Consider the following 23,509-nt stretch of genomic DNA (forward strand, 5'->3'; position numbering starts at 1 on the left):
CGACAAAGGGCACGGTCCTTCCAAGGAAGGCCGTGCCCTTCGTGCGTCACGGGCCCAGAAACCGGGCCCGCTCGGCGCGGATTACTGCGAGAAGCCTTCGAGCAGGTAGTGGGCCTCGATGCGCTTGAGCGCGAGGATCATCGCGGCGCAGCGCGGATCCACCGTCTTACCAATGCAGTACGGACGGCTGTCGTGCATCTCCGTCTTGCGCGGCTGGTTGCGCGAGATGTCGCGGATGATGCGGTAGTTGCGCTTCATGGCGCGCTCGAGCCGCTGGTCGACCTCGGCCTCGCTCCAGCGCTCCATGCGCTTGTTCTGGATCCACTCGTAGTAGCTCACCGTCACGCCGCCGGCGTTGGCGATGATGTCGGGGATCATCTCGATGCCGCGCTTCTGCAGGACGCGATCGGCCTCGGGGGTGGTGGGGCCGTTGGCGCCCTCGGCGATGAGCTTGACCTTCAGCTTCTCGGCCACGTCGGCGGTGATCTCTCCGCCCAGCGCCGCCGGGATCAGGATGTCCGCCTGGACCTCCCAGAGATCCTTCTTCTCGATCTTCTGGGCGCCGGGGAAGCCGATGACCGAGCGCTTGAGGTTCTTGGAGTCCGCCACGTAGGCGGCCAGGGCCTGCGCGTCGATGCCGTCACCGTTGTAGATGGTGCCGTCCGCGTCGTTCACCGCCAGCAGGCGAGCGCCCATGCTGGTGAGGATGAGGGCGGCGTGGCTGCCCACGTTGCCGAAGCCCTGGAGCACGAAGGTCTTGCCCTTCACGCTCTCGCCGCGGTCCGCGTAGTAGTCCTCGATGCAGAACGCGACGCCCTGGCCGGTGGCCTTGCCGCGGCCCTCGGAGCCACCGATGCGCACGTCCTTGCCCGTCACGATGCCGCGCAGGTTGTGGCGCTCGCGCTCACCGTCGGAGAACTGGCGGTAGAGCAGGGCCATGATCTCCGGGTTGGTCCCCACGTCCGGCGCCGGGATGTCGATGTTCGGCCCGATGAGGCTCTTGAGCCGGTACATGAAGCGCAGCGTGATGGCCTCCAGCTCCTCCTTGCCGTACTCGCGCGGATCAATCTGGATGCCGCCCTTGCCGCCGCCGAACGGGACCTCGGAGATGGCCGTCTTCCAGGTCATCTCGGCCGCCAGGGCCTTGAACAGGTCCAGCGACACCTCGCGGTGGTAGCGCAGGCCGCCCTTATAGGGGCCACGGGCCTGGTTGTGCTGGACGCGGTACGCCTTGAAGCGCTGCGACTCGCCGGGGACGAGCTGGTACACCTTGCCATCCGGCAGGCGCAGGTGGCCGCGGCTGATGGACACGTCCGAGCCGAGCAGGGCGCGGCCGTTCAGGATGATGTTGCCGTTGGCCAGACGCTCCAGGCCTTCGGGGTTGCGCACCTGGGTGACGGACAAGTCCGCGAACGACTTGGCCTCCTCCGGGAGGAGGGGCACGAGCCGGTCCTTGAGCTTGGCCGTGACGTAGAAGATGTGCTCGTAGTCGGGCTCTTCCAGCTCCAGGCGAACGCGCTTGTCGAGCCCGATGAGGTCCGCCGCGCGGTTGAAGATCTCCATTGCTTCCGTGAAGATCGTGCGCTTGGGCGAGGGGGCCGGGGCGCGCATGAAATTCTCTTCGCTGGCCATGACTGAGAACGCTCCTTGGGGGCCGCCCAGATAGAGGGGGCCACAGGGGATAGCGGCGCCCTTATGTGCACAGGCGGTCCGAGGGGTCAACCACCGCGACATGGGCTAACTGTCCGGATTATTAAGTTATTATGAGGGGTTAGCCAACGCGGTGTGTCAGCCGCGACAGACGCGGTGTGTCACGCGTGTCACGGTGATTTTCGCGTCACATCGGAGCCCGGAGAGGGCACATCATTTCTGCTTGCCCTACCCGAACCCCCATGGTACCTACGCGCCGCCTTCGGTCACGCCGACATAGCTCAGCGGTAGAGCAACTGATTCGTAATCAGTAGGTCCCCAGTTCAAGCCTGGGTGTCGGCTCCATGAAACGGGTCGGCTGCGCAAGCAGCCGGCCCGTTTTTATTTTCCCATTCTTCTTGTGCGGACGAGGCGCCGCGCGACCGCGCGTGAGCCAGGGCGCCGAGCCACGCTCCGCTCCCCGCCGGTTCGTTCGGGTGGCATCCCGGGATTGCGTGGGTGTGTCGGCCCAAGGCTCGGGAGCTGCGGCGAGCACCGAACGGTGCCGGCTCCAACAGGCGTCCGAGCCACGCCGATGTCGCCGGGCTGGAGGAGACGGGGGCTCCACGGGCGGCTCGCGATTCCGTGGCGGCGTCTCGGGTGGCCGCGAGGTGCGGCCCAGCGCATCAGGGCAAGGCGGTCCAACGTGCTCATGGGGCCGGTTCTCGGCCGGGGTTCCAGGCCGTGCTGAGTGGGCGTGGACAGTGTCCCGGTGGGCTCACGGTTCAATTCATCGCTCGCGTGTGGAGCGGTATCGCGTTCGCCGACCGTCTCTCGAAGAGCTTGCGAGACGCGGGCTTCGAGTTGAGAGGAATTGTCGCGTGCGGCCGCACGACAACTCGAACGCGAGGGTGTGGTGCTTTGCGTGTCGAGATTATTTGTCTGGGTGTGCAATGAAAGCATGGTTTGTCTTGTGTTGTCTCGTTGCCGCTCGATGCTCCCGGGCGGGTGGCTGTTGGTCACGCTGCTTCAGGCCGAGCGGTAACACTCCGCTTCGAGGGCACGCCTGACGGCGCAAGGAGGCATCGCGTCGGCATTGATTCAGGCCCGTCGCCCCGATGTATGCCGGAGGGACGGGCCTCGGGCCTCGCGGAGCGCCCCGTGTGTACTCTCGCCCTTGCGGGAGGGTGGCTGAGCGCTGGCGTGCGAGGCTGTCCATGACGTCGAGCAAGGCTCCACTGGAGCGTTTCTGCTCTTCTCTGACTGGACCTCGGAGCCCCTGGTCGATCAGCGTGTCGTGCGGCAACGGGTCTCCTCGAAGTATCGGCCCGGACACTTCTGCGAGCGCGAACTCCCGGTCCTGCTGGCCGTGCGCTCTCAGGTCGAGCGGCCCCCTGGAGGCCATCCTCCGTGACGCCCCGGCGTCTGCTTCTCCTGTCGCGACGGCGCAGAGTCCGCAGGAGCAGAGGCCCTGTGCGTTTCTCGCATGCGCAGCGCCACGATGACTCCTGACGCCGCTGTGAGCAGGGCCACCAGGGTGATGGCCGCCGGAACGCCCAGCGCATCGGCCGTGATGCCTGCCACCACCGCACCTGCTGCGTAGCCTGCATCCCTCCAGAGTCGGTAGACGCCGACCGCGGACGAGCGCCAGGACGGGTGCGCCACATCGCCAATCGCCGCGAGCAGCGTTGGATAGACCATCGCGGTGCCCAAGCCCATCAAGAGCCCTGCGGCGACGAAGAGGGAGGTGCTGCGCCCGCTCACCATCAGCGCGATGCCACCCGCTTGGACCCACATGCCGGAAGCAATCAGCCACTTCCGGCCCAGGCGATCCGACAGTGCGCCCGTGAAGAGCTGCGCGATGCCCCACGCGGCTGGATAGACGGCGGCCAGCGTCCCCACCTGCGCGAGTGAGAGGCCCGAGGCCAGGTAGACGAGAGGGAACAGCCCCCACGCCATGCCGTCGTTCAGGTTGTTGATGAACCCGGCTTGGGTGACGCTCGACAGCTCTCGGTCCGTGAAGCTCGTTCGAACGAACACCCCGCGTGGAGGCTCGGAGGCCGCGCTTTGCATTCGGGCTTCAGCCCGTGCGTGCTCGCGTGTCTCGCGCACGAAGAAGACAGACAGCGCGAGTCCGAGCACCACATAGACAATGCCCAGATAGAACGGCGCGGGCCGTAATCCGTAGCGCGCCGCGAGATAGCCCGTGGCGAGCGCGGAGAGCGCCACCGCGACATAGCCGGCGAACTCGTTGAGGCCCATCGCGAGCCCTCGCTGCTTGGGGCCCGCCAGATCAATCTTCATGATGACGGTGGTGGACCAGGTGAGGCCCTGGCTCGCGCCGAGCAGTCCGTTGGCTCCCAGAATCCATCCCCAGGTTGGCGCCCAGATGAGGAGCAGCGGAACGGGCACGGCCAGGAGCCACCCGGCCACCAGCACGCCCTTGCGTCCCCACGCATCCGACAGGCGTCCCGCGAAGTAGTTCGTGGCCGCCTTGGACAATCCGAAGGCGACGATGAACGAGAGGACTGCGGAGCGGGCCACGAGGCCGAACGCGTGCTCGGCCAGACTGGGCAGGATGCTGCGCTCCAGGCCCACCATCGCGCCCACGAAGGCGTTCACCAGGACCAGGAGCATGAACTGCCCGAGGTTGGCGCGCAGGCCCAGGTGGACCTCGGATTGGGCGGGCGTCATGGCCCGCGTCCCGGGTTGAAGCGGAGGATCATCGAGACGCTCTCAGTGCGGGGTGCGAGTCAGTGCGGGAGGGACTCGGTGGGCAGGCCCGCGGCACGCCACTCGGGAAAGCCTTCATGAAGGCGTCGGGCCTTGCGTCCGTGGGCCCGCAGCAGTCGCACCGCCTCATCCGCGTAGACGCAGTAGGGGCCGCGGCAGTAGGCCACCACCTCGCGCTGCTTCGGCAGCTCGCTCAGCCGCGACTCCAACTCCGCGATGGGGATACAGAGCGCGCGAGGGATGTGGCCCGCCGCGTACTCCTCGGACGGACGCACGTCGAGCACGACGACCTTGCCGGCGCGCACCCGCTCCAGCAGCTCCTCGCGCGCCACCGCGTCGAGCGACTGGCGGTCTTTCAGATAGGTGTCCACCACCTGCTGCATGTCGGCCAGGTGCGCCTCCGCCACGCCACGCACGCCCTGCACCAGCGCGAAGACGGTGGGGCCCGCGAGCCGATAATGGGCGTAGGTGCCTTCCTTCCGAGACTCCACCACGTGCGCCTCGCGCAGCACCTGGAGGTGCTGCGAGGTGCTGGCCACGCTCAGCGACAGCTCGCGCGAAAGGGCCTCGACCGTCCGCTCGCCTTGGGCCAAGAGGTCCACCAGCTCCAGCCGCCTCGGATTGGCCAGCGCCTTGGCGACCCGCGCGAGCTGCTCGTAGAGCGCGTCCTTGAATGCTCGGTTGCCCATCGCTGCTCCTCAATTATTCAATTGAATGATTGAATAGTGGTGCGCCTGAGGCTTGTCAACGAGACCGGACGGGAGTGTCGGGTCGCTAGCCGACTCGATACACGCGGGTGGGCACGCCTTCGTAGTCGAGGGTGCGCTCCAACTTGAGGCCGATGCGCTCCGCGACGCGGATGGACGGGGCGTTGTCGGGATGGATGAGGGCCACCAGGGGAATGTCCGGGGCGGCCTCGTGGGCGAAGCGCAGGGCTGCTTGGGCGAGCTCCGTCGCATAGCCGCGCCCCCAGGTCCGAGGCGAGAGGCGATACGCGAGGTTCAGCACGAGGCGGCCCTCGAACTCCTTGCGCCGCACGCCGCCGATTCCCACCATCTGTCCTGGAGACTCACGTGGCTCCACGGCCCAGTACCCCATGCCGTGCTGGGTCCAGTCCTCCTCCCAGCGCGAGAGCAGGGCGCGCGCCTCGTCCCGCGTATGGAGGACGCCAATCGCGCCGGTGTAGCGCTGCGTCTCGGGGTCGGAGTGGAGGGTGAAGACCGTGTCCACGTCATCCGCATGGATGGGGCGCAGCAAGAGCTGCTTCGAGGTCAGGTGCTCGTGGGTGCGCGACATGGAGAGTTCCGGGGCCAGGTCTCGCTCGGTGCACCAGCGCACAGGTCGGTGATTCCTGGACGGACGTCCTGTAGCGCGTGCCGGGGCGAATGGCCAGACGGGCGCGTGACTGGCTCCGGATCAGCAGTCCTCCAGTGGGTCGGGCGCCGCGTGAGAGGGCGCGTGTCACTTCGCGCGCAGTCCGAAGCCCACCGCAGGAGGGGCATCGAGCACCTCCGAGCCGCGCCGGCGGCGTGGCTTGCCGGCGCGGCAATGAAAGACAGCCGAGCCGCCTCCAGGCTCGAGCCTCGAGGCCGCCCGGGGATGTCTCAGGTCTTGGAGATCGCCACGGTGATTTGTCCGAGCGACACGTTCTGGCCCGTGACGGCGTAGCCGCCGATGAAATTGACGGTGTCGATCCACGGAAGAGAGCCCCGGCCCATCACCGAGTCCTGGTCCTTCTGGTGTGAGTAGAAGGACGCCACCGAGTTGTTCTCCGAGTAGCTCGGGTCCCACACGCCCACGTTCAGCGTGTTGTCATCGTTGTATTGAGTCAACACGGTGACGCTGTTCTGACCGGAGCCCTGTGCGCCCAGCGTGGCGCAGGACAGCGAGAGGATCTGCGTCGAGTCCGGAGTGCTGACGACGACGCTCAGTGTATTGGCCGTCTGATTGACGAGGGTGGTCCGCAGTGAGTTCGCGTTGGTCATGGGCAACTGGGGGTTGGCCGGAATCGGCATCGTCGTCTCCGCAAGGTGCGAGGTGGCGATCGCGCACGGAGAAGGCGTCTCCGAGCCGAGCGTGTCCACCCCTTGAGCAATGCCCGTGCCGAGCCCCCGATGCAGGGCGCTTTCCTGTGTAACCGGCCTGCGTCATCGTGGCGCCTCGCCGTTCGACGTGTCGAAGCGGGTCGAGCGACTTGTCGACGCGGACACGCTGGGGTGAACGGTGGATTCGTCCCTCTCCTGGGCGGTTTCATCCCGCCCGTGTGGGGGTTGATCCCTTCTCGCTCCTTGCGTTGATCCGGGGGCGTAGAAACTCGGGTGCTGAACCACTCCAGCGGCATCAGGCCGCACAGTGCGTGGTCGCTGCAACGAGGCAGAGGGGGTTATCGCATGCGATACATGAAGTCGTGGGGAGGCTCGCTCGTGGCGAGCGCCTGGTTCCTGTTGCTCGCGCCGGGGTGTCAACCCGGCACAGACACGGGAGCTTCCGCGGAGGCGCCTGGCTCGCGCCCCGCATCCCAGACCCAAGCCATTACGTGTGGAACCAGCCAGGTTCCGGTGATGACGAGCGCCACGTCGCCGAGCGGCATCGTGACCAGTTCGGGGATCTACAATTCGACCTATGACGCCTGGATGGCGTTCGACGGTGTCGACAGCACCAGTTCCATGTGGCTCTCGGGACTGCGCCAGTCTCCCGCCTGGATTGGGTATGAATGGACAGACGGCCCGCGGCGGATCATCCGCTACGCCATCCGCTTCGTGAATGGCTCCACGCTCACGACTCGCGCGCCCAAGGACTGGACACTCCAGGCCTGGAACGGGTCGCAGTGGGTCGTGGTGGATACCCGAACCAACGAAGCGAACTGGGCTGGCTCGGAGCGCCGTGAGTACACCCTGCCGGCGAACGCGACCTACTCGAAGTTCCGTCTCAACGTGACGGATGACAATGATGCGCGCACGGGCATCGAGGTCGTCTCGATAGGCCGGCTGGAGTTGCTGGGCTGTCAGCCGGACACGACGCCCCCTGTGACGCCGGTCCTGTCACACTTCAGCCCCGCCTCGCCGTCCAACATCGCGAATCCGAACCTGTTCGGGAGCGCGGAGACGGGCTCGACGGTGCGCGTCTACACCAATGCGACGTGCTCGGGGAATCCGGCGGTCTCGGTCACTGCCGCGACGGAGAACCTGTTCTCGGCGGCCGTTCCCGCGATCACCAATGCGACGACCGTCTTCAGCGTCACGGCGACGGATCCCGCCGGAAACGTGTCCGGTTGCTCTCAGCCGATGAGCTACGTGCACGACGGCACTGCTCCAGCGGCGCCCGTGATGACGGGCTTCCAGCCCGTGTCGCCGAGCAACTCGCTCACGCCGCAGGTGCGAGGCACCGCGGAGAAGGGGAGCACCGTCCAGATCTTCAAGAGCGTGGGCTGTGTGGCGCCTGTCGTGGTGAGTGCCGTGGCGGATGCGTCCACGGGGGCGTTCTCGGCGGCCGTGACGGTCACGGCCAACACGACGACGGGTTACTCCGCGCTGGCCGTGGATGCGGCAGGAAACGTCTCGGCGTGCTCCTCGATCATCAACTACTTGCATGACAACATCGCTCCGGCGGTGCCCTCGTTGTCGGGCTTCCTGCCGGTGTCGCCGGGCAACACGCTGACACCCCAGCTGCGCGGCACCGCGGAGCGGGGGGGCACCGTGCAGATCTTCAAGGGCGCGGGCTGCGTGGCGCCCGTCGTGGCGAGTGCTGTGGCGGATGCCTCGACGGGGGCATTCTCGGCCCCCGTCACGGTGGGAGCCAACACGGCGACGAGCTTCTCCGCACGGGTCTTGGACCCAGCAGGAAACGTGTCGACGTGCGCTGTCGCGGTCAGCTACCGGCACGACAGCGTCGCGCCGCCCGCGCCGGTGTTCACCCCTGGCTTCATTCCCGCCGAGGGGAACGGCACGGTGGGCATCGTCGGCGCGTCGGGAGAGGCGGACTCGTTCATCACGCTGTTCACGGACGCTGCTTGCACCACGCAGTTCGCGCCCGCGGGTCCTTTCCTGATTGATCCGTTCGGTGCGGTGGCGGTCCCCCTGACCCAGAGCCAGCGGGCCGGGCCACTGTTCGCGAATGCGCGAGACGTGGCGGGCAATCGCTCCGGATGTGTTTCCGTGCCGGTGGCGTGCGACATCGGCTTCGCGGACTGCGATGGCAATCCAGCCAATGGCTGCGAGGTGGACCTGCTCTCGGATGAGGCGCACTGCGGGACGTGCGGCACGGTGTGCGCGGGCGGTCCGTCCGCCCATGCGGTGTGTGGCGCCGGGACGTGTGGTCTGGGCTGTGTGGTGGGGACCTTCGACTGCGATGGCAATCCGGCGAACGGATGCGAGTCTTCCACTGCGTGCGCGGCTCAGACGTGCAGCGTGGACGCTTTCTCCGAGTTGATGATCACCAACATGTCGGTGGTGGACGACCCGATGCGCACCACGGCGGATGGCGTCTGGACCTTCGGTCATCTCATGCGCGAGATGAATGGTGGACAGGATCCGTCGAACCTGGTGCGCAACTGGCTCAAGACCTGGAACACGGACCAACTCATTGGCGTCAGAAACGTCCTGTCTCGACCCAACATGAGCGGCATGGTGCTGACGCCGTGGGAGAGCCGCAGCGGCGGGCCGGGGGCCCCGCTCGACTTCGAGAGCGCGCCGTTCCGGCTCCTGGCCATCGTCAATCGCATGGATTTGCGCAAGGAAGGGCAGTTCGCGGGCGAGGGGCGCTTCGTGTTTGGCGTCACGGACCCTTTCGGCAGTCCCATGCCGTTCACCGTCATCCTGGAGTACGTCCTGCCCGGTGGTTCACCGGACGAGTTCCAGCGCTGGGCGCGTGACTGGCACGAACTCGGCCGCATTGGCGTCGGGAACCCGGGCTACAACGAGAAGCTCGAGGCGCTCACGGATCGCTTCACCCGATCGTTCGTCGCGCGAGGCGCGTACCTGGGGAGCGCCATCCACCAGGTCCGCAGCAATGAGAACGCGTTGAATCCGTTCTGGGAGCTTCGAGAGTTCCACCTGGGGGCAGGAGGGCTGGAGCCCGCGCACGTCGCGCTCACGCCAGACCTGGCCTTCAACGGGGCGCCCGTCTTGACGGATTTCATCAACCAGAACATGTCCTCCGTCCTTTCGGAGTCGCATACCCTTCCGGAGTTCTTCGGGGGCCAGCCCGTGCTCGCCGGCTCCGCGCTGACGCAGTTCAACTTCGCGTGGACCGTGCAGCAGGTCCCCACCGAGGCGCGCTTCAAGTTCTCGGTGAACACATGCAGTGGCTGTCACTCTGGCGATACGTTCACCACCTTCCTGCATGTGCGCCCACGCTCTGCGGGGCAGGCTTCGGCCCTGTCTCCGTTCCTCCTTGGGACCGGGGCGATTCCGGACCGATTCGACTCGTCCGTTACGCATTCGTTCGCGGACCTGGCCCGCCGGGAGGCCGACCTGTCGGCGCTCGTGTGCGGCGTGCCACCGGCCAATCCGCTGGTGCAGGCGAAGACGTCTTTCGGAAGCTCGCTGCTCTCGGGCTCGAATCAGCCGGTCCGGCCCGCGGTGCCTGGCTTCCCGACGCCGTCCAACCTTCCGCCGGGTCGCGTCCACTGACGTGACGTAGCGGAAACACAACGCAGTCAGCAGTCGGGGCAGGGCGCCGCGTGTCTCGGGCGCCCTGTCTGTCTTTGCCGGGTGAGGCTGGGAATGTGAGGCATCAGCTCGTCACGCCGAGCAGCTCGCGAATCTGGCGGAGCATGGCGATCTCCTCCGCGTGCACGCTGCCGTCGTGGGTGATGAGTTCCTGGGCGGCGCGGATGACCGCCGTGGGATCCATCCGCAGCAGGCCCAGGTTGGGGGCGGGGAGGGGAGAGCCGTGCTGGAGGCACTGGGTGAGCGCGGTCAGCTCCGCGAGCGGGACGCTCATCCCCCGGGCGGCCGCCACGAGGTGATCGATCTCCGCGCGGGTGACCCGATCATCGCTGGTGACGATCTGGAGCAACAGCTTGAGGACTTCGATGTGGAACTGGGAATCGGGGTCCGCGGGCATGCTCATTCGGGCTGGTCCATGGGAATTCCCCAGGCTGTCCCGTTCTGGCGGGCGCGTCCAGTCGTCGTCCCCGGGTGGCGTGGGACAGGCGGGCAGGCCAGTAGGAGTGGGTTGCGCGAATGGCCCATCCCGGGAAGCATGCGCGACCGCATGGATGCCCTGTCCCCCCTCTTCGCGCTGCACGACCGGATCCGCGCCCATCCTGTCTGGACCGTCCTCCTCTGCCTGCTCGTCCTGGGAGGCGCTGGAGCGATCGCCAGCCGGGTCCATCTGGACGAGAACGTCGCCGCCCTGTTGCCAGGGGGCCCGGGCTCTCCGGGCGAAGCCGCCACGCTGCTGTCCGAGTTCGGCGCGCTGGACACGTTGCTGCTGGACCTGTCGTTGCCCGGCGGATCGCGGGACGAGTTGATCGCGCAAGGGGACGCGCTGGTCGCGAGGCTGAAGGCGACGAACCAGTTCTCACAGCTCTACTCGGGACCCTCCCAGGCCGAGCTGGTGAAGCTGGGCGCCCTGGTGCTCCCCAAGCGGCTGTACCTGTTGGAGAACCCACGCGAGGAACTGGAGGCGCGCCTTTCTCCCGAGCGGCTGAGCCAGAGCCTCGCGCGGTTGAAGCTGTCCCTGGCCGCGCCCGAGGCGATGGGCCTCAAGCAGCTGTTGCTCGCGGACCCCTTGGGGTTGAACACGGACCTGCTCGGGCGGCTCGCGAAGCAGGGCGGGGAGCTTCAGTTGGATCGCGGGCACCTGTTGTCCGCGGATGGCACCCACCTGTTGCTCGTGGGGACACCGGCGCGGCGGGCGCTCGACGTGGATGCCTCACAGGCGTTGATGGATGAGCTGGGGCGGGTCTCCGGCGAGCTGAAGCAGACGACGGGCGGGCGCGCGACGCTGCGCTGGGTGGGGGGGCCGCGCTTCGCGGCCGAGAGCGCCGCCGCCATTCGCCACGACATCTCCGACAACTTCATCCTCTCCACGGTGGTGATGCTCGCCGTGTTCGTGTTGCGCTTCCGGGGGCTGCGGCTCCTGGTGCTCGCGTCGGTGCCGCTCGTGTTCGGCGTCGTGGGCGGGGTTGCGGCCATGGCGCTGCTGCAAGGGCACATGCATGGGCTCACGCTGGGCTTCGGGTCCGCCTTGGTGGGCATTGCCATGGACTACCCGCTGCATCTCATCAACAGCGCGGCCGCCGAGCCGGGAGATCGCGCGCACGCGTACACCTCGACGACGCGGGCGGTATTCCAAGGGCTGTGCCTCGGGTTCTTCACCACCGCGATGGGGTTCCTCGCGCTGTTCCTCTCGGAGTTCCCCGCGCTGCGCGAGCTGGGCTACTTCTCCACCATCGGACTGGTGTTGGCGTTCCTCGCCAACTTCGTGCTCGTGCCGCCGCTGTGCGCGCGGCTCGGGCCTCGGCAGGCGACTCCTTCGGGCATGGCGCCGCGCCTGCTTCGCTTCGCGTTGCCGCCGCGCGCGGCGCTGGTGACGACGCTGGTCCTGTTGGCCCTGGGGGGGGGGTTCTCGCGGAGCCTCGTGTTCGATGGAGACTTGCGGAAGCTCGACTCGCAGAACGCGCGGACGCTGGCGGACTATGACGAGGTGCTCGCGCTGTTCCGCCAGCCGTCGAGTTCCTCGCTCGTCGTGTCGAGCGGGCCGACGTTGGAGGACGCGCTTCGGATCAACGACGCGGTGGCTCGGTCCATCGAGCCCTTGAAGCGCTCAGGCGTGCTCTCGTCCGCGATGAGTCTGGCGGCGCTGGTTCCCTCGGCGGAAACCCAGCGGCAGCGCGCGGAGCAGTTGCGTGGGATGGACCTGGAGGCCGCGAGGCAGAAGCTCTCCGCCGCCAGCGTCGCGGCGGGCTTCACCCCCGAGGCCTTCACGCGCTTCTGGCAGGAGGTGGGCGCGGTGGCTCGAGGTGAGGTGGCGCCCATCACGCCCGAGGAGCTCCAAGGCACGTCCTTGGGAATGCTGTTGTCGCGCGCCATCCGCTGCGAGGGCGCAGAGTGCCGGATCGCGACGACGTTGGAGCGCCGCGCGGGAAGCTCATTGGAGGCGGTGAGTTCGGTCCTGCCCGCGGGGGCGCGCATGGTGGACAGCGAGGCCTTGGCCAACCGCGCGGTGGCGGAGATTCCCCGGCAGATCGCCATGCTGTGCGTGCTCGGCGTCTTCGGCAACCTGCTGTTCCTCTCCTGGGTCTATCGCTCCGTGCGGCAGGCGATCCTCACGTGTCTGCCCTGCGCGGTGGCCCTGGTGCTGACCGTGGGGCTCATGTCGCTCTTGGGCCTGCCGGTGAACCTCGTGTCGGCTGGAGGGTTGGTGCTCGTGTTCGGCTGCGGCGTGGACTACGGCCTGTTCGCGCTGGAGGGGCTCGCGGGGAATCAGCCCGACGGCGTCGAGCAGCTCGGTGTCCTGCTGGCTGCCTTCACGACGCTCGCGGGCTTCGGCACGCTGGCCATCGCGCAGAACGGGGCGATGCGAGCGCTCGGCATCTCCACGGGGCTGGGGACCGCCATCAGCGCCGCCGTGGCGTTGGTGTTGCTGCCGGGACTGGCGGCGCGATGGCTGCGCCCTGCTGCTCAGGGGGCGAGCAAGAACGCCCTGACCTCGGATGTTACCTCGGAGTGAGTCAGGAAGAAGTAGTGGTGTGTCCCGCGCAGCTCCACGACGCCTGCCGCGGGCAGTTGGCGCTGAAGGCGTGAGCGCGCCTCGGTGCCCACCACCTTGAGGGACGCGAGCACTCCCAGGGCCTGTTCACGGGCCGGCGCGTCGAGCCTCGCGACCCAGGGCTGGACGATGTCCGCGGACTCCTCCACCACGTAGTAGGCGAGCACAGGCGCGTGGACGCGCGAATAGTCGGGCGCCGCGTTGCCTTGCGAGAGTTGTTCGTAGACGAAGGGCGGCGTGGCGTCCTCGGTCCATTGTCCGCTGGGCACGAAGACGTTGCTCGCCCGCACCTCGGACTCGGGAATGGTGATGCCTTGGAGCCGCGCCTGCCAGGCTTGGAAGGCGCGGGGCGAGGCGAGATCCTCCGGCGTGGGGGGCGGGAGCGCGGGTGCGTCCCTCACCGCCGCGTCGATGGCGGGGTGGTCATACGCGGCCTCCAGGTACACGAGCTTGTGCACGCGCTCCGGATACGCCCCCGCGAACGCGGTCAGCTCGTCGCCTGCGACCGAGTGACCCACGAGGGACACCTTGTCCAGGTGCAGGGCCTCCAGCGCCTGACGGAGATCCTCCACGCGGGTGCGGAGATCATAGCCCGCGGCGGGCCTGCTGGAGGCTCCGAAGCCACGTCGCGTGAGGGCGACCACATGGAACGTATCCGTGAGGCGCGGGGCATAGTCATCGAAGATGTGCGCGGTGTTGCCCAGGCCCGCGAGCAACACCACGGGCGCGCCCTGGCCGCCGAAGTCGAGGTACTCCAGCGCCACATCCTCGCCGACGCGAACGCTGCCCACGCGGTGCGCGGCGGGATCCATCCAGGGGGACGCCTCGCGGAGGGCGGCGCGAGGTGCGCAGCCCAGCAGGAGCAGCAGCGCGGCGAGTCCAGGGAGGGACACGCGTGGATGCGTCATCCCCCTCGCATCGCCAACGCCGCCGAGGGCGCGAGGCCCCCTGATGGACTCAGTGCGCGGGCGCATCGGGTGTCGCCGAGACATGGGGGCAGGCCCGGGTGAGGCGCTCCTTCCGTTCGCAATGACATGCACACGACGTGGGGCTGAAGCAGGCGTCTATCTGCTTGGGCTGGGCGCAGTCGCACTCGGGGCGGGCTGGCATCTCGCGCAGCTCTTGCTCCGCGCGACGCGAGCAGGGATCGCAGGGGGCGCAGTCGCTCGGGCAGGCGTCCTGCGACGCCGCCTCGGAGTTGTACCAGGGCTGGACCGAGCCGGCCTCAGCGCCACCTGTCCAGCTTCGGACCGTGCAACCTCCAGGAGAGGGGTCGCAGCATCTCGCGCAGCCAGACTCGTCGGGCGCGCGGCAAGCCCGCGGCGCCGAGGCCCCCGGAGGTTCGGAGGGCTTCTCTTCGGGCGTGTGCTTGCATCCCGTCACGCACAGCCACAGCACGGCCCAGCACCACCATGAGCGGGACATCGTTCCTCCTCGGATGGGCGCCAGGTCCTCGCGGCGCAGGCGGGGTGTAGCAGGCAGGGCTTCGCGCGAGCGACCCGGTTGGCAAACAAGGGTGAAGCGGGCAACGTTGGCGTACTCCTCACGCCGTCCCCTTCATGATCGCCAACCTCCACAACGCCGACATCCCTCGCCCTGTCATCGAGGTCATCTCCCGCCTGCGCGAGCTGGGCCACGCCGTCTACCTGGTGGGCGGCTGCGTCCGAGACATGGTCCGGCAGGTCCAGCCCAAGGACTTCGATGTCGCCACGAGCGCGCTGCCTCAGGAGGTCCAGGCCGCGTTCCGCAAGGTGATTCCCACGGGTATTCAGCACGGCACCGTCACGGTCGTGACGGGTGGCAACCACGTGGAGGTGACCACCTTCCGATCGGAGGGCGACTACCTGGATGGCCGGCGTCCCAGCTCCGTGGCGTTCGAGCGGGACATCGTGAAGGACCTGTCCCGGCGCGACTTCACCATCAACGCGATGGCCTACAACCCGCTCGACCGTGAGCTGGTGGATCCGTTCGAAGGGCAGAAGGATCTCCAGGCCCAGCTCATTCGCTGCGTGGGCTCGGCTCAGGAGCGCTTCTCCGAGGATGGACTTCGGCCGCTGCGCGCGGTGCGCTTCGCCGCCGTGCTGGGCTTCACGCTCGACGCGTCCACGCGCGATGCCATCCCCGCAACGTTGGACGTGTTCCGCAAGGTGGCGCTGGAGCGCGTGCGCGAGGAGTTCGTGAAGCTGCTCATGTCGCCCCGCGCGGAGAGCGGGCTGCTGTTGCTCGAGCAGACCGGATTGCTCGACGTGTTCCTCCCCGAACTGGCGCGGGCCGAGCCCGAGGTTGCGCGGCAAGCACGGCACGCGGCGCAGGTGGCGGCGCATGCGCAGGAGATCCGGCTCGCGGCGCTGCTCGCGGACCTGAGCACCGGGCCGCACGCGCGCGACCTCTGTCTGCGCCTCAAGTTCTCCAACAAGGCGGCGGACCTGGTCGGGCTCCTGGTGGAGCACGCGAAGCTGGAGGCTCGGCTGGAGGACTCGGATCCCGCGCTGCGGCGGCTGCTTGCGCGGTTGGGCGTGCCTCAGCTCCCGGACTTGCTGGCGGTGGCCCGCGCGAGGGTGGAGGCCCGAGCCCCCGAGCTGCGGCCCGCGCTGGAGCAGCTCGGCGCGCGACTGGAGGCGATCGCCGCCACGAAGCCGCCCCTGGTGGCCAGGGATCTGGCGCTCACGGGCAAGGACATCATGGCCACGCTGGGGGTGAGCCCTTCGCCCATTGTCGGCGAGGCGACGCGGTTCCTGGTGGAGGCGGTGCTCGACGACCCATCGCTCAACACCCCCGAGCGGCTCCAGGACGCGCTGCGAAACTGGAGGTCGCGTCCGACGGGCGGCGCCTGAGGGGGGAGCCCCGGCCAGGCGAGCAGGGGAGGGGGAATCGCGCTGCCCCCAAGTCCTCTGCCCGTGCGCGCGGGCCCGCGTGCGTGTAGGAAGGACCCCATGCGAGTCGTCGTTGCCATGAGCGGAGGAGTGGACTCCTCGGCCGCCGCCGCGCTCCTCAAGGAGCAGGGGCATGAGGTCATCGGTATCACCCTGCGCGTGTGGTCCTACGAGGACAACGCGAAGTGCGGGAGCTGCTGCAGTCCCGATGACATCGATGACGCGCGCGCGGTGGCGAACACGCTCGGCATTCCGTTCTACGTCGCGAACGCGGAGGAGATCTTCCAGGAGCGCGTGGTCAGCCCGTTCGTCCAGTCATACCTGGGTGGGCGCACCCCCATCCCGTGCGTCGCTTGCAACCGCGACGTGAAGTTCAACTACCTCCTCAAGCGAGCGCGCGCGCTCGGGGCCCGGCTGGCCACGGGGCACTACGCCCAGGTCGAAGAGGTGGGGGGCCGCTACGTCCTGCGGCGCGCGGTGGATGCCGCCAAGGACCAGAGCTACTTCCTCTTCACGTTGGGCCAGGAGGAGCTGCGCGACGTGCTCTTCCCCGTGGGGCACCTCACCAAGCCCGAGGTGCGCGTCATCGCCGAGCGGCACCAGCTCCCTACGAGCCACAAGCCGGAGAGCATGGAGATCTGCTTCGTGCCGGACGGCGACTACGCGGGCTTCGTGGAGAAGGTGGCGGGCCCGCAGCCCGAGGGCGACATCGTGGACGCGTCCGGCACCGTGCTCGGGACGCACCAGGGCATCCACCGCTACACCGTGGGGCAACGTCGGGGCCTCAACCTCGGCGGTGGAGAAGTGCGCTACGTCCAGCGTCTGGAGCCCGACACGAACCGCGTGGTGGTGGGGCCGGCGGAGGGCTCCGCGCGCGACACGTTCGGCCTGCTCCAACCCCACTGGGTGGACGCGGTGCCGCCGCCGGAGCAGACCGTGGAGGTTCGGATCCGGCATCGGCATGCGGGTGCGGCAGGTCGTGTGCAAGTGTCGCCGCACGGGCTTGTGTCAGTGAAGCTCGATGCGCCCGCGCGCGCCGTCACGCCGGGGCAGGCCGCGGTGGTGTACTCGGGAGACCGCGTGCTCGGGGGCGGGTGGATCGTCTGACCTCGCGGGTCGGCGGGGGCTCGGTGGAGGCCGCCGCGCGGTGTCGCGACACTCGCTCGGCGCACGCTTCCGCACGGGTTCCGTGAATTTGACCGACCTGGGGGTGGGGCGTACCTTGCGCCCACGCTGTCGCTACAGGGCGTTACACGGCCCGTGGCGCGCACAAGAGGTCTTGCACTGCCATGCGTGACGCCCATCGGATGAAGGAGAAGTTCGACGTCTCGCTCGACAACCGGCAGATCGTCAGCTTGATGATCGCCGGCATCGTCGTGATGGGGGCCGTGTTCGTGCTCGGCGTGGTGGTGGGCAAGAAGCTCGCTGGCAACGCGCAGGCCGCGGCGGCGCCCGACCTGCTGTCCGCGCTGGATGCCAACGCGCAGGCGCTGCAAGAGGTTCAGAAGGAGCCGCCGCTCACCTTCCAGGACGAGCTGACGCGCAAGTCCACCAGCGAGCCCGCGCTCCCGCCGGCGCCCAAGCCCGCGGCCCGCGCCTCGGACAAGCCCGCCGCGAAGCCGGTCGAGAAGCCCACCCTGGCGCCGACCCCGGACCCGGACACGGGCGAGCTGCCCATGTCGGACGAGGCGCGCGTCGCCGAGAAGCCCGCCGCGCCCAAGCCGGTGCCCGTGGCCGCCAAGCCCACGGAGAAGCCGGAGCCTGTCGCCGCCAAGCCCACGGAGAAGCCGGAGCCCGTGGCCGCCAAGCCCGCCCCGAAGCCCGAGACGGTCTCCGGCAAGGTCGAGGACGCCGCCGTGCCGACCCGGACCGCGTCGCGCGAGGGGGGGGGCCTGAAGGAGGCCATCGACCGCGTCACCCAGCGCCCCGCCGAGCCGCCCAAGCCCTCCGAGGCGGTGAAGGGGGGGGCGTTCAGCCTCCAGCTCTCGGCCTTCCAGAATCGTCCAGAGGCGGACCGTTTCGCCGCCCGGTTGCGTGACCGGGGCTATGCCCCCTATATCGTCCCGGCCGAGGTGCCTGGAAAGGGCACCTGGTACCGGGTCCGCATGGGCAGCTTCGCCTCGAAGGAGGCGGCGGGTCGGTACCTGGCAGACTTCAAGCGAGAGACCCAGCTCGACGCGTTCGTGGCCGGCACGACGAACTAGGGCAGGGCGAGGAAGACGCAAGCACCATGACGACGACGAGGCGGGTGGAGAAGCCCTGGGGCTACGAGCTGATCTGGGCTCACACCGAGCGCTACGTGGGCAAGCTGCTGCACGTGAAGCAGGGCCACAAGCTCAGCCTGCAGTACCACAACCGCAAGGATGAGACGATCCACGTGCAGAGCGGCAAGCTGCTCTTCGTCGTGGACGAGGGCCAGGGCCTCATCGAGAAGGAAATGCTTCCCGGTGAGAGCTACCACATCAAGCCCCTCATGAAGCACCGCATGGTCGCCCTCACGGACTGCGACATCCTCGAGGTCAGCACCCCCGAGCTGGATGATGTGGTGCGGCTCGAGGACGCCTACGGCCGGACCGGCACCAGCACTCCGTAAGAAGCAGGGCCTCGGCGCTCCCCGCACGCTCCCGCATCGTGGCGGTGAGCGCGGGGGCGCACGCTACTGTCGCGCGGCGCTCGGATTGCGCGTCCACTTGTCGACGTTGCCGTCGCCGTCCACGTCCTCGCCAATGCGATCGACCTGGTTGCCTTCCCAGTACTCCCAGTAGTCGACCCGGCCGTCGTGGTTGTTGTCGTTCTCCTTGCGGACCAGCACGCCTTTTTCGAAGAAGAGGAACGAGTCAGGGCGGCCATCGCCGTCGATGTCGCGCTCGCCCTTGACCTTGAGTCCCTTCTCGAAGGTGTACGTGGCGTCGACCTTGCCGTCGTAGTCCAGGTCCATGACCTCGCGGACCTTCTCGCCGTGCTCGTCGAAGTACTGGGTGAGGTCCACCTTGCCGTCCCAGTTCAGGTCCAGCTCCTTGCGCACCACGCGCTCGCGCTCGCGGCCGTCCGGGGACTTCACCGTCACCGAGTACGTCCACACATCCGGTGAGTGGTCGCCGTTGACGTCCATCTCCGTGACTTGCTCGTCTCGGGAGCGCTCGGGACGGATGGGCTCGGCCTTCCGGGGCCCCAGGGCACCCCCCGCGGACGCATCGTCGCGCCGGGCCCCCTTGTCGCCGCTACAACCGGGAAATACTCCCGCGGCCAGGAATCCCAACAAAATCCAACGGTTCACAGGAGACATGCGTGCTCCGGGGCTGGCGGGGCGCTCCGTCCGCGCCGTCCGCAATCCGCGCTTCGCAGGCCACGTCATTCCATATATTTTCACATATCGCCATGGCCCGAAAGAAGATCAGCACCACCATCTACATCACCCCGGAGCAGAACGATCTGCTCAAGGCGCTGAACCAGAAGACCAAGGTGCCCGTGGCCGAGTACATCCGCCAGGGCATCGACCTGGTCCTGGAAAAGTACAAGGCCCAGCTACCGGGGCAGGCAACCTTTGATGAGCTCTCCTGACGAGGGCTCGAACCAATGAGGCGTGACGTGACGAGCATGCATGGCAAGCGGATAGCCGTCCTGGGGGGCGCGGGGTTCGTGGGCTCGCACCTGTGTGAACGGTTGTTGGATGACGGGGCCGCGGCGGTCTTCGCGGTGGACAACCTCATCACCGGAAACGAAGAGAACGTCCGCACGTTGAAGCCGCGGCCGGGCTTCACGTTCATGCGCCAGGACATCGTCGAGGGGCTCGAGGTGGAAGGCCCGCTCGACTACGTGTTCAACATGGCCTCGCCCGCGTCGCCCATCGACTACGCGAACCTCCCGCTGGAGACGCTGCGCGTGGGCTCCATCGGGACGGAGAACGCGCTGAAGCTGGCCGAGCGCAAGGGCGCCGTGTTCCTCATGGCCTCCACCTCGGAGATCTACGGCGACCCGGTGGTGCACCCGCAGCGCGAGGACTACTGGGGCAACGTCAATCCCATCGGGCCGCGCTCCGTGTACGACGAGGCCAAGCGCTACGCCGAGGCCATCACCGCCGCCTACGGGCGCTCCCGCGGGGTGAAGACCCGCATCGTGCGCATCTTCAACACGTATGGGCCGCGCATGCGCCTCAACGACGGCCGCGTGGTGCCGGCCTTCGTGGGGCAGGCGCTCCAGGGCGAGGACTTCACCCTGTTTGGCGACGGCAGCCAGACGCGCTCGTTCTGCTACGTGAAGGACCTGGTGGACGGGCTGGTGCGCCTGGCGCTGTCGGACGTGACGGATCCGGTGAACATCGGCAACCCGCGCGAGATGACCATCCGCCAGTTCGCCGAGGCCGTGCGCGTGGCGGCGGGCGGTGGCGGCAAGCTCGTCTTCAAGCCGCTGCCCAAGGATGATCCGAAGCAGCGCCAGCCGGACATCACTCGGGCGCGCACGCTGCTGGGTTGGGAACCGAAGGTGGCCCTGGAGGATGGTCTAAGAGAGACCATCGCCTATTTCCGCGAGGTTGCCGGGCGCAGGGCCTCGGCATAGGTTGCCGCCGCAATCGATGTGCTCAACGGTGCGGCCACGACCGGTGGCCGGGAGCGTACTGGCGTGAAAGTCCTGGTGACGGGCGGCGCGGGCTTCATCGGCTCGCACGTGTGTGACGAGTTCCTCAAGGGTGGCCACGAGGTCATCGCGCTGGATGATTTGTCCGGCGGCAAGCGCGAGAACCTGGACCCCCGCGTCCGGCTCGTGGTGCACGACATCCGCAGCCGTGAGGCCTCGGAGCTCATCAAGTCCGAGAAGCCGCAGGTCATCTGCCATCTGGCGGCGCAGATGGACGTGCGCCGCAGCGTGGAGGACCCGAGCTTCGACGCGGACGTGAACATCCGCGGCATGCTCAACCTGCTGGAGGCGGCCCGTCACGCGGGCGTGAAGAAAGTCCTCTTCAGTTCGACGGGCGGCGCCATCTATGGCGAGCAGGACCTGTTCCCCGCCCCCGAGTCGCACCCGACGCGGCCGGTGTCTCCGTACGGCGTCTCCAAGGCGTCCGGTGAGCTGTATCTGGGCTACTACCGGGCGCAGTACGGCCTGCCGTACGTGGCCCTGCGGTACGCCAACGTGTACGGCCCGCGGCAGAACCCGCATGGCGAGGCCGGCGTGGTGGCCATCTTCAGCCAGCGCCTCATCGCGGGGCAGGGCTGCACCATCTTCGGAGAGGGCAAGCAGTCGCGAGACTTCGTCTTCGGTCCGGACGTCGCTCGCGCCAACTACCTCGCCTTCGAGAGCGACTACGTCGGGGCGGTGAACATCGGCACGGGCGTGGAGACGGACATCAACCAGCTCTACAAGGCCCTGGCTGACGCCGCGGGCTCCACCCAGCCGGCCACCCACGCGCAGGGCAAGCCGGGCGAGCAGCTCCGCTCGTGCATCGACAACAGCCTGGCGAAGAAGGTGCTGGGCTGGCACCCGACGGTGGACCTGGCCGAGGGCGTGCGCCGCACCATCGCGTACTTCCGTCAGAAGGCCGCCGCACCCACCCGCGCCATGGGGTGAAGGTCTTGAGGGTGCCCGTGCCGTCCTCTCCAGGCGGAGGACGGCGCGCGGTGCCCGTTGGGAACAGCGCCGCGCGCGGACGGGTTGGCTGGGCGGCGGGCGCGCTCACGCGTAGATTTTCGCGCGGTTTGGTGTTAGCCACGCCCGCTTCGATTAGCGACGAGCGTCCCGAGCATGCCGGCCGAAAACGCGCACATCCGCAACTTCTGCATCATCGCCCACATCGACCACGGTAAGTCGACGTTGGCGGATCGCCTCCTCGAGAAGACTGGAACGCTGACCAAGCGGGAAGCGCAGGCCCAGTTCCTCGACAACATGGACATCGAGCGCGAACGGGGCATCACCATCAAGGCCCAGTCCGTGCGGATGACCTACACCGCCAAGGACGGCAAGAACTACGTCCTGAACCTCATCGACACGCCGGGACACGTCGACTTCGCCTACGAGGTGAGCCGCAGCCTCGCCGCGTGCGAGGGCGCGCTCTTGGTGGTGGACGCCAGCCAGGGCGTCGAGGCCCAGACGCTGGCCAATGTCTACATGGCGTTGGATCACGACCTGGAGATCATCCCGGTCATCAACAAGATCGACCTGCCGAGCGCGGACGTGGCGCGCACGCGGGCCGAGATTGAAGACGTCATCGGCATCGACGCCTCCGTGGCGGTGCCCACCTCCGCGAAGGAGGGCATTGGCATCCACGACATCCTGGAGTCCGTCGTGGCGCGCGTGCCGCCGCCGAAGGGCTCCGCGGACGCGCCGCTCAAGGCGCTCATCTTCGACTCCTGGTACGACAACTACCGGGGCGTGGTGACGCTGGTGCGCGTGCTGGAGGGCACGCTCAAGCTGAAGCAGAAGATCAAGCTCTTCAGCAACAACAAGGTCTTCGAGGTGCAGGAGCTGGGCGTGTTCAGCCCGTTCTCGCGCCCGGTGCAGCAGCTCATTGCGGGCGAGGTGGGTGTCCTCGTCGCGAACATCAAGGAGCTGCAGGACGCGAAGGTGGGCGACACCGTCACCGAGGAGGCGCGCTCCACGGAGGAGGCGTTCCCGGGCTTCCAGGAAGTGAAGCCGATGGTGTTCAGCGGCATCTTCCCGGTGGACTCCGCCGAGTACGAGAACCTGCGCGACGCGCTCGCCAAGCTGAAGCTGAACGACTCGGCCTTCACCTACGAGCCCGAGTCCTCCACGGCGCTGGGCTTCGGGTTCCGCTGCGGCTACCTGGGCCTGCTCCACATGGAGATCGTCCAGGAGCGCCTGGAGCGCGAGTACAACCTGAACCTCATCACCACCGCGCCGTCCGTGGTGTACCGCATCACCACGAGCAAGGGCGAGGTGACGCTGGTGGACAACCCGGCGAAGCTGCCGCCCGTCCAGAACATCGCGAAGTTCGAGGAGCCGCTGCTCTCCTGTCACATCCACGTCCCGAATGATCACCTGGGCGCCATCCTGAAGCTGTGCCAGGAGCGGCGCGGGGTGCAGAAGGACATGAAGTACCTGGGCAGCAGCGGGCAGCGCGTGCAGGTGACGTACGAGATGCCGCTGGCCGAGGTGGTGTTCGACTTCTTCGACAAGCTGAAGAGCGTGTCGCGCGGCTACGCGAGCCTCGACTACGAGCTGTCCGGCTACGCCGAGGCGGACCTGGCCCGGCTGGACATCCTCATCAACGGGGATCCGGTGGACGCGCTGAGCGTCATCGTGCACCGCGATCGCGCGTACCTGCGCGGCCGCGAGGTCTGCCAGAAGCTCAAGGAAGTGATTCCCAAGCAGATGTACGAAGTGGCCATCCAGGCGGCCATCGGCGCGAAGATCATCGCGCGCGAGACCATCTCGGCCATGCGCAAGAACGTGCTCGCCAAGTGCTACGGCGGTGACATCAGCCGCAAGCGCAAGCTCCTCGAGAAGCAGAAGGAGGGCAAGAAGCGCATGAAGCAGGTGGGCACGGTGGAGATTCCCCAGGAAGCCTTCCTCGCGGTCCTCAAGACGGAGCAGTAGGCCCC

The 23,509-nt window shown here is 68.0% G+C and carries 18 protein-coding genes and 1 tRNA gene; 11 read left to right on the forward strand and 8 right to left on the reverse strand.

The genetic code is table 11. The features are described 5' to 3' along the window. Window positions 1-81: 81 nt before the first annotated feature. The gene (locus tag KRR26_RS15490) at window positions 82-1,632 is read right to left on the reverse strand and encodes a Glu/Leu/Phe/Val family dehydrogenase (protein ID WP_120207934.1); all 1,551 of its coding nucleotides are present in this window, start codon (window positions 1,630-1,632) and stop codon (window positions 82-84) included. 288 nt (window positions 1,633-1,920) lie between these two features. Between KRR26_RS15490 and KRR26_RS15495 the strand changes: the two genes are divergently transcribed. Beyond that, a tRNA-Thr gene (locus KRR26_RS15495) sits at window positions 1,921-1,995 on the forward strand. Window positions 1,996-3,006: 1,011 nt separating this feature from the next. Here the strand turns inward: KRR26_RS15495 and KRR26_RS15500 are convergent. From KRR26_RS15500 to KRR26_RS15515, 4 genes are all read right to left on the reverse strand, one after another. Further along, window positions 3,007-4,323 carry an MFS transporter gene (locus KRR26_RS15500; protein ID WP_217080198.1) on the reverse strand — a complete coding sequence of 439 codons (1,317 nt, stop codon included), beginning with the start codon at window positions 4,321-4,323 and terminating at the stop codon, window positions 3,007-3,009. 59 nt (window positions 4,324-4,382) lie between these two features. Next, the gene (locus KRR26_RS15505) at window positions 4,383-5,051 is read right to left on the reverse strand and encodes an ArsR/SmtB family transcription factor (protein ID WP_217080199.1); all 669 of its coding nucleotides are present in this window, start codon (window positions 5,049-5,051) and stop codon (window positions 4,383-4,385) included. 85 nt (window positions 5,052-5,136) lie between these two features. After that, window positions 5,137-5,658, reverse strand: a complete 522-nt coding sequence (locus tag KRR26_RS15510) for a GNAT family N-acetyltransferase (RefSeq protein ID WP_120208224.1) — start codon at window positions 5,656-5,658, stop codon at window positions 5,137-5,139. 308 nt (window positions 5,659-5,966) lie between these two features. After that, complete coding sequence (locus tag KRR26_RS15515) at window positions 5,967-6,377, reverse strand: hypothetical protein (protein WP_217080200.1); 411 nt, start codon at window positions 6,375-6,377, stop codon at window positions 5,967-5,969. A 576-nt stretch (window positions 6,378-6,953) separates the two neighbouring features. Between KRR26_RS15515 and KRR26_RS15520 the strand changes: the two genes are divergently transcribed. Continuing rightward, complete coding sequence (locus KRR26_RS15520) at window positions 6,954-9,992, forward strand: hypothetical protein (RefSeq protein WP_217080201.1); 3,039 nt, start codon at window positions 6,954-6,956, stop codon at window positions 9,990-9,992. Window positions 9,993-10,095: 103 nt separating this feature from the next. On the opposite strand, the gene KRR26_RS15525 is transcribed toward KRR26_RS15520, so the two are convergent. After that, the gene (locus KRR26_RS15525) at window positions 10,096-10,434 is read right to left on the reverse strand and encodes a tellurite resistance TerB family protein (RefSeq protein ID WP_217080202.1); all 339 of its coding nucleotides are present in this window, start codon (window positions 10,432-10,434) and stop codon (window positions 10,096-10,098) included. 144 nt (window positions 10,435-10,578) lie between these two features. Between KRR26_RS15525 and KRR26_RS15530 the strand changes: the two genes are divergently transcribed. Further along, entirely contained in the window at window positions 10,579-13,041 is a 2,463-nt protein-coding gene (locus tag KRR26_RS15530; RefSeq protein WP_217080203.1) for an MMPL family transporter, read from the forward strand. Here the strand turns inward: KRR26_RS15530 and KRR26_RS15535 are convergent. Further along, window positions 12,993-13,973: an alpha/beta fold hydrolase gene (locus KRR26_RS15535; RefSeq protein WP_217080204.1), complete on the reverse strand. Its 981-nt coding sequence runs from the start codon at window positions 13,971-13,973 to the stop codon at window positions 12,993-12,995. The genes KRR26_RS15530 and KRR26_RS15535 overlap by 49 nt on opposite strands. Before the next feature lie 666 nt (window positions 13,974-14,639). On the opposite strand from KRR26_RS15535, the gene KRR26_RS15540 reads away from it, so the two are divergent. From KRR26_RS15540 to KRR26_RS15555, 4 genes are all read left to right on the forward strand, one after another. Continuing rightward, a complete protein-coding gene (locus KRR26_RS15540; protein WP_217080205.1) occupies window positions 14,640-15,914 on the forward strand; it encodes a CCA tRNA nucleotidyltransferase in 1,275 nt (424 codons plus the stop codon). Window positions 15,915-16,013: 99 nt separating this feature from the next. Next, window positions 16,014-17,060: a tRNA 2-thiouridine(34) synthase MnmA gene (gene mnmA, locus KRR26_RS15545; protein ID WP_120207955.1), complete on the forward strand. Its 1,047-nt coding sequence runs from the start codon at window positions 16,014-16,016 to the stop codon at window positions 17,058-17,060. Between the two features lie 182 nt (window positions 17,061-17,242). Next, the gene (locus KRR26_RS15550) at window positions 17,243-18,157 is read left to right on the forward strand and encodes an SPOR domain-containing protein (RefSeq protein WP_217080206.1); all 915 of its coding nucleotides are present in this window, start codon (window positions 17,243-17,245) and stop codon (window positions 18,155-18,157) included. Between the two features lie 26 nt (window positions 18,158-18,183). Next, window positions 18,184-18,546 (forward strand): cupin domain-containing protein, encoded by a 363-nt coding sequence (locus KRR26_RS15555; RefSeq protein WP_120207959.1) that lies wholly within the window; start codon window positions 18,184-18,186, stop codon window positions 18,544-18,546. 63 nt (window positions 18,547-18,609) lie between these two features. Here KRR26_RS15555 and KRR26_RS15560 read toward each other — a convergent pair whose 3' ends face one another. Next, complete coding sequence (locus KRR26_RS15560; RefSeq protein ID WP_236068653.1) at window positions 18,610-19,065, reverse strand: hypothetical protein; 456 nt, start codon at window positions 19,063-19,065, stop codon at window positions 18,610-18,612. Window positions 19,066-19,331: 266 nt separating this feature from the next. Here KRR26_RS15560 and KRR26_RS15565 point away from each other — a divergent pair, with 266 nt between their 5' ends. The 4 genes from KRR26_RS15565 to lepA all read left to right on the forward strand — a co-directional run bounded on the left by KRR26_RS15565 (window position 19,332) and on the right by lepA (window position 23,504). Then, entirely contained in the window at window positions 19,332-19,514 is a 183-nt protein-coding gene (locus KRR26_RS15565) for a ribbon-helix-helix domain-containing protein (RefSeq protein WP_120207963.1), read from the forward strand. 36 nt (window positions 19,515-19,550) lie between these two features. Continuing rightward, window positions 19,551-20,510: a UDP-glucuronic acid decarboxylase family protein gene (locus tag KRR26_RS15570; RefSeq protein WP_217080251.1), complete on the forward strand. Its 960-nt coding sequence runs from the start codon at window positions 19,551-19,553 to the stop codon at window positions 20,508-20,510. 63 nt (window positions 20,511-20,573) lie between these two features. Continuing rightward, window positions 20,574-21,518, forward strand: coding sequence for an NAD-dependent epimerase/dehydratase family protein (locus KRR26_RS15575; protein WP_217080208.1), 945 nt, complete (start codon window positions 20,574-20,576; stop codon window positions 21,516-21,518). Between the two features lie 174 nt (window positions 21,519-21,692). Continuing rightward, complete coding sequence (gene lepA, locus KRR26_RS15580; protein ID WP_120207967.1) at window positions 21,693-23,504, forward strand: translation elongation factor 4; 1,812 nt, start codon at window positions 21,693-21,695, stop codon at window positions 23,502-23,504. The last annotated feature ends 5 nt before the right edge of the window (window positions 23,505-23,509 follow it).

It is taken from the genome of Citreicoccus inhibens, assembly GCF_019039035.1.
Classification (GTDB): domain Bacteria; phylum Myxococcota; class Myxococcia; order Myxococcales; family Myxococcaceae; genus Citreicoccus; species Citreicoccus inhibens.

Bases quoted from the DNA above. Each gene is read 5' to 3' on its own strand.
- KRR26_RS15490 (WP_120207934.1), bottom strand. From the start codon at position 1,632: ATGGCCAGCGAAGAGAATTTCATGCGCGCCCCGGCCCCCTCGCCCAAG.
- KRR26_RS15500 (WP_217080198.1), bottom strand. From the start codon at position 4,323: ATGACGCCCGCCCAATCCGAGGTCCACCTGGGCCTGCGCGCCAACCTC.
- KRR26_RS15505 (WP_217080199.1), bottom strand. From the start codon at position 5,051: ATGGGCAACCGAGCATTCAAGGACGCGCTCTACGAGCAGCTCGCGCGG.
- KRR26_RS15510 (WP_120208224.1), bottom strand. From the start codon at position 5,658: ATGTCGCGCACCCACGAGCACCTGACCTCGAAGCAGCTCTTGCTGCGC.
- KRR26_RS15515 (WP_217080200.1), bottom strand. From the start codon at position 6,377: ATGCCGATTCCGGCCAACCCCCAGTTGCCCATGACCAACGCGAACTCA.
- KRR26_RS15525 (WP_217080202.1), bottom strand. From the start codon at position 10,434: ATGAGCATGCCCGCGGACCCCGATTCCCAGTTCCACATCGAAGTCCTC.
- KRR26_RS15530 (WP_217080203.1), top strand. From the start codon at position 10,579: ATGGATGCCCTGTCCCCCCTCTTCGCGCTGCACGACCGGATCCGCGCC.
- KRR26_RS15540 (WP_217080205.1), top strand. From the start codon at position 14,640: ATGATCGCCAACCTCCACAACGCCGACATCCCTCGCCCTGTCATCGAG.
- mnmA (WP_120207955.1), top strand. From the start codon at position 16,014: ATGCGAGTCGTCGTTGCCATGAGCGGAGGAGTGGACTCCTCGGCCGCC.
- KRR26_RS15550 (WP_217080206.1), top strand. From the start codon at position 17,243: ATGCGTGACGCCCATCGGATGAAGGAGAAGTTCGACGTCTCGCTCGAC.
- KRR26_RS15555 (WP_120207959.1), top strand. From the start codon at position 18,184: ATGACGACGACGAGGCGGGTGGAGAAGCCCTGGGGCTACGAGCTGATC.
- KRR26_RS15560 (WP_236068653.1), bottom strand. From the start codon at position 19,065: ATGGACGTCAACGGCGACCACTCACCGGATGTGTGGACGTACTCGGTG.
- KRR26_RS15565 (WP_120207963.1), top strand. From the start codon at position 19,332: ATGGCCCGAAAGAAGATCAGCACCACCATCTACATCACCCCGGAGCAG.
- KRR26_RS15570 (WP_217080251.1), top strand. From the start codon at position 19,551: ATGCATGGCAAGCGGATAGCCGTCCTGGGGGGCGCGGGGTTCGTGGGC.
- lepA (WP_120207967.1), top strand. From the start codon at position 21,693: ATGCCGGCCGAAAACGCGCACATCCGCAACTTCTGCATCATCGCCCAC.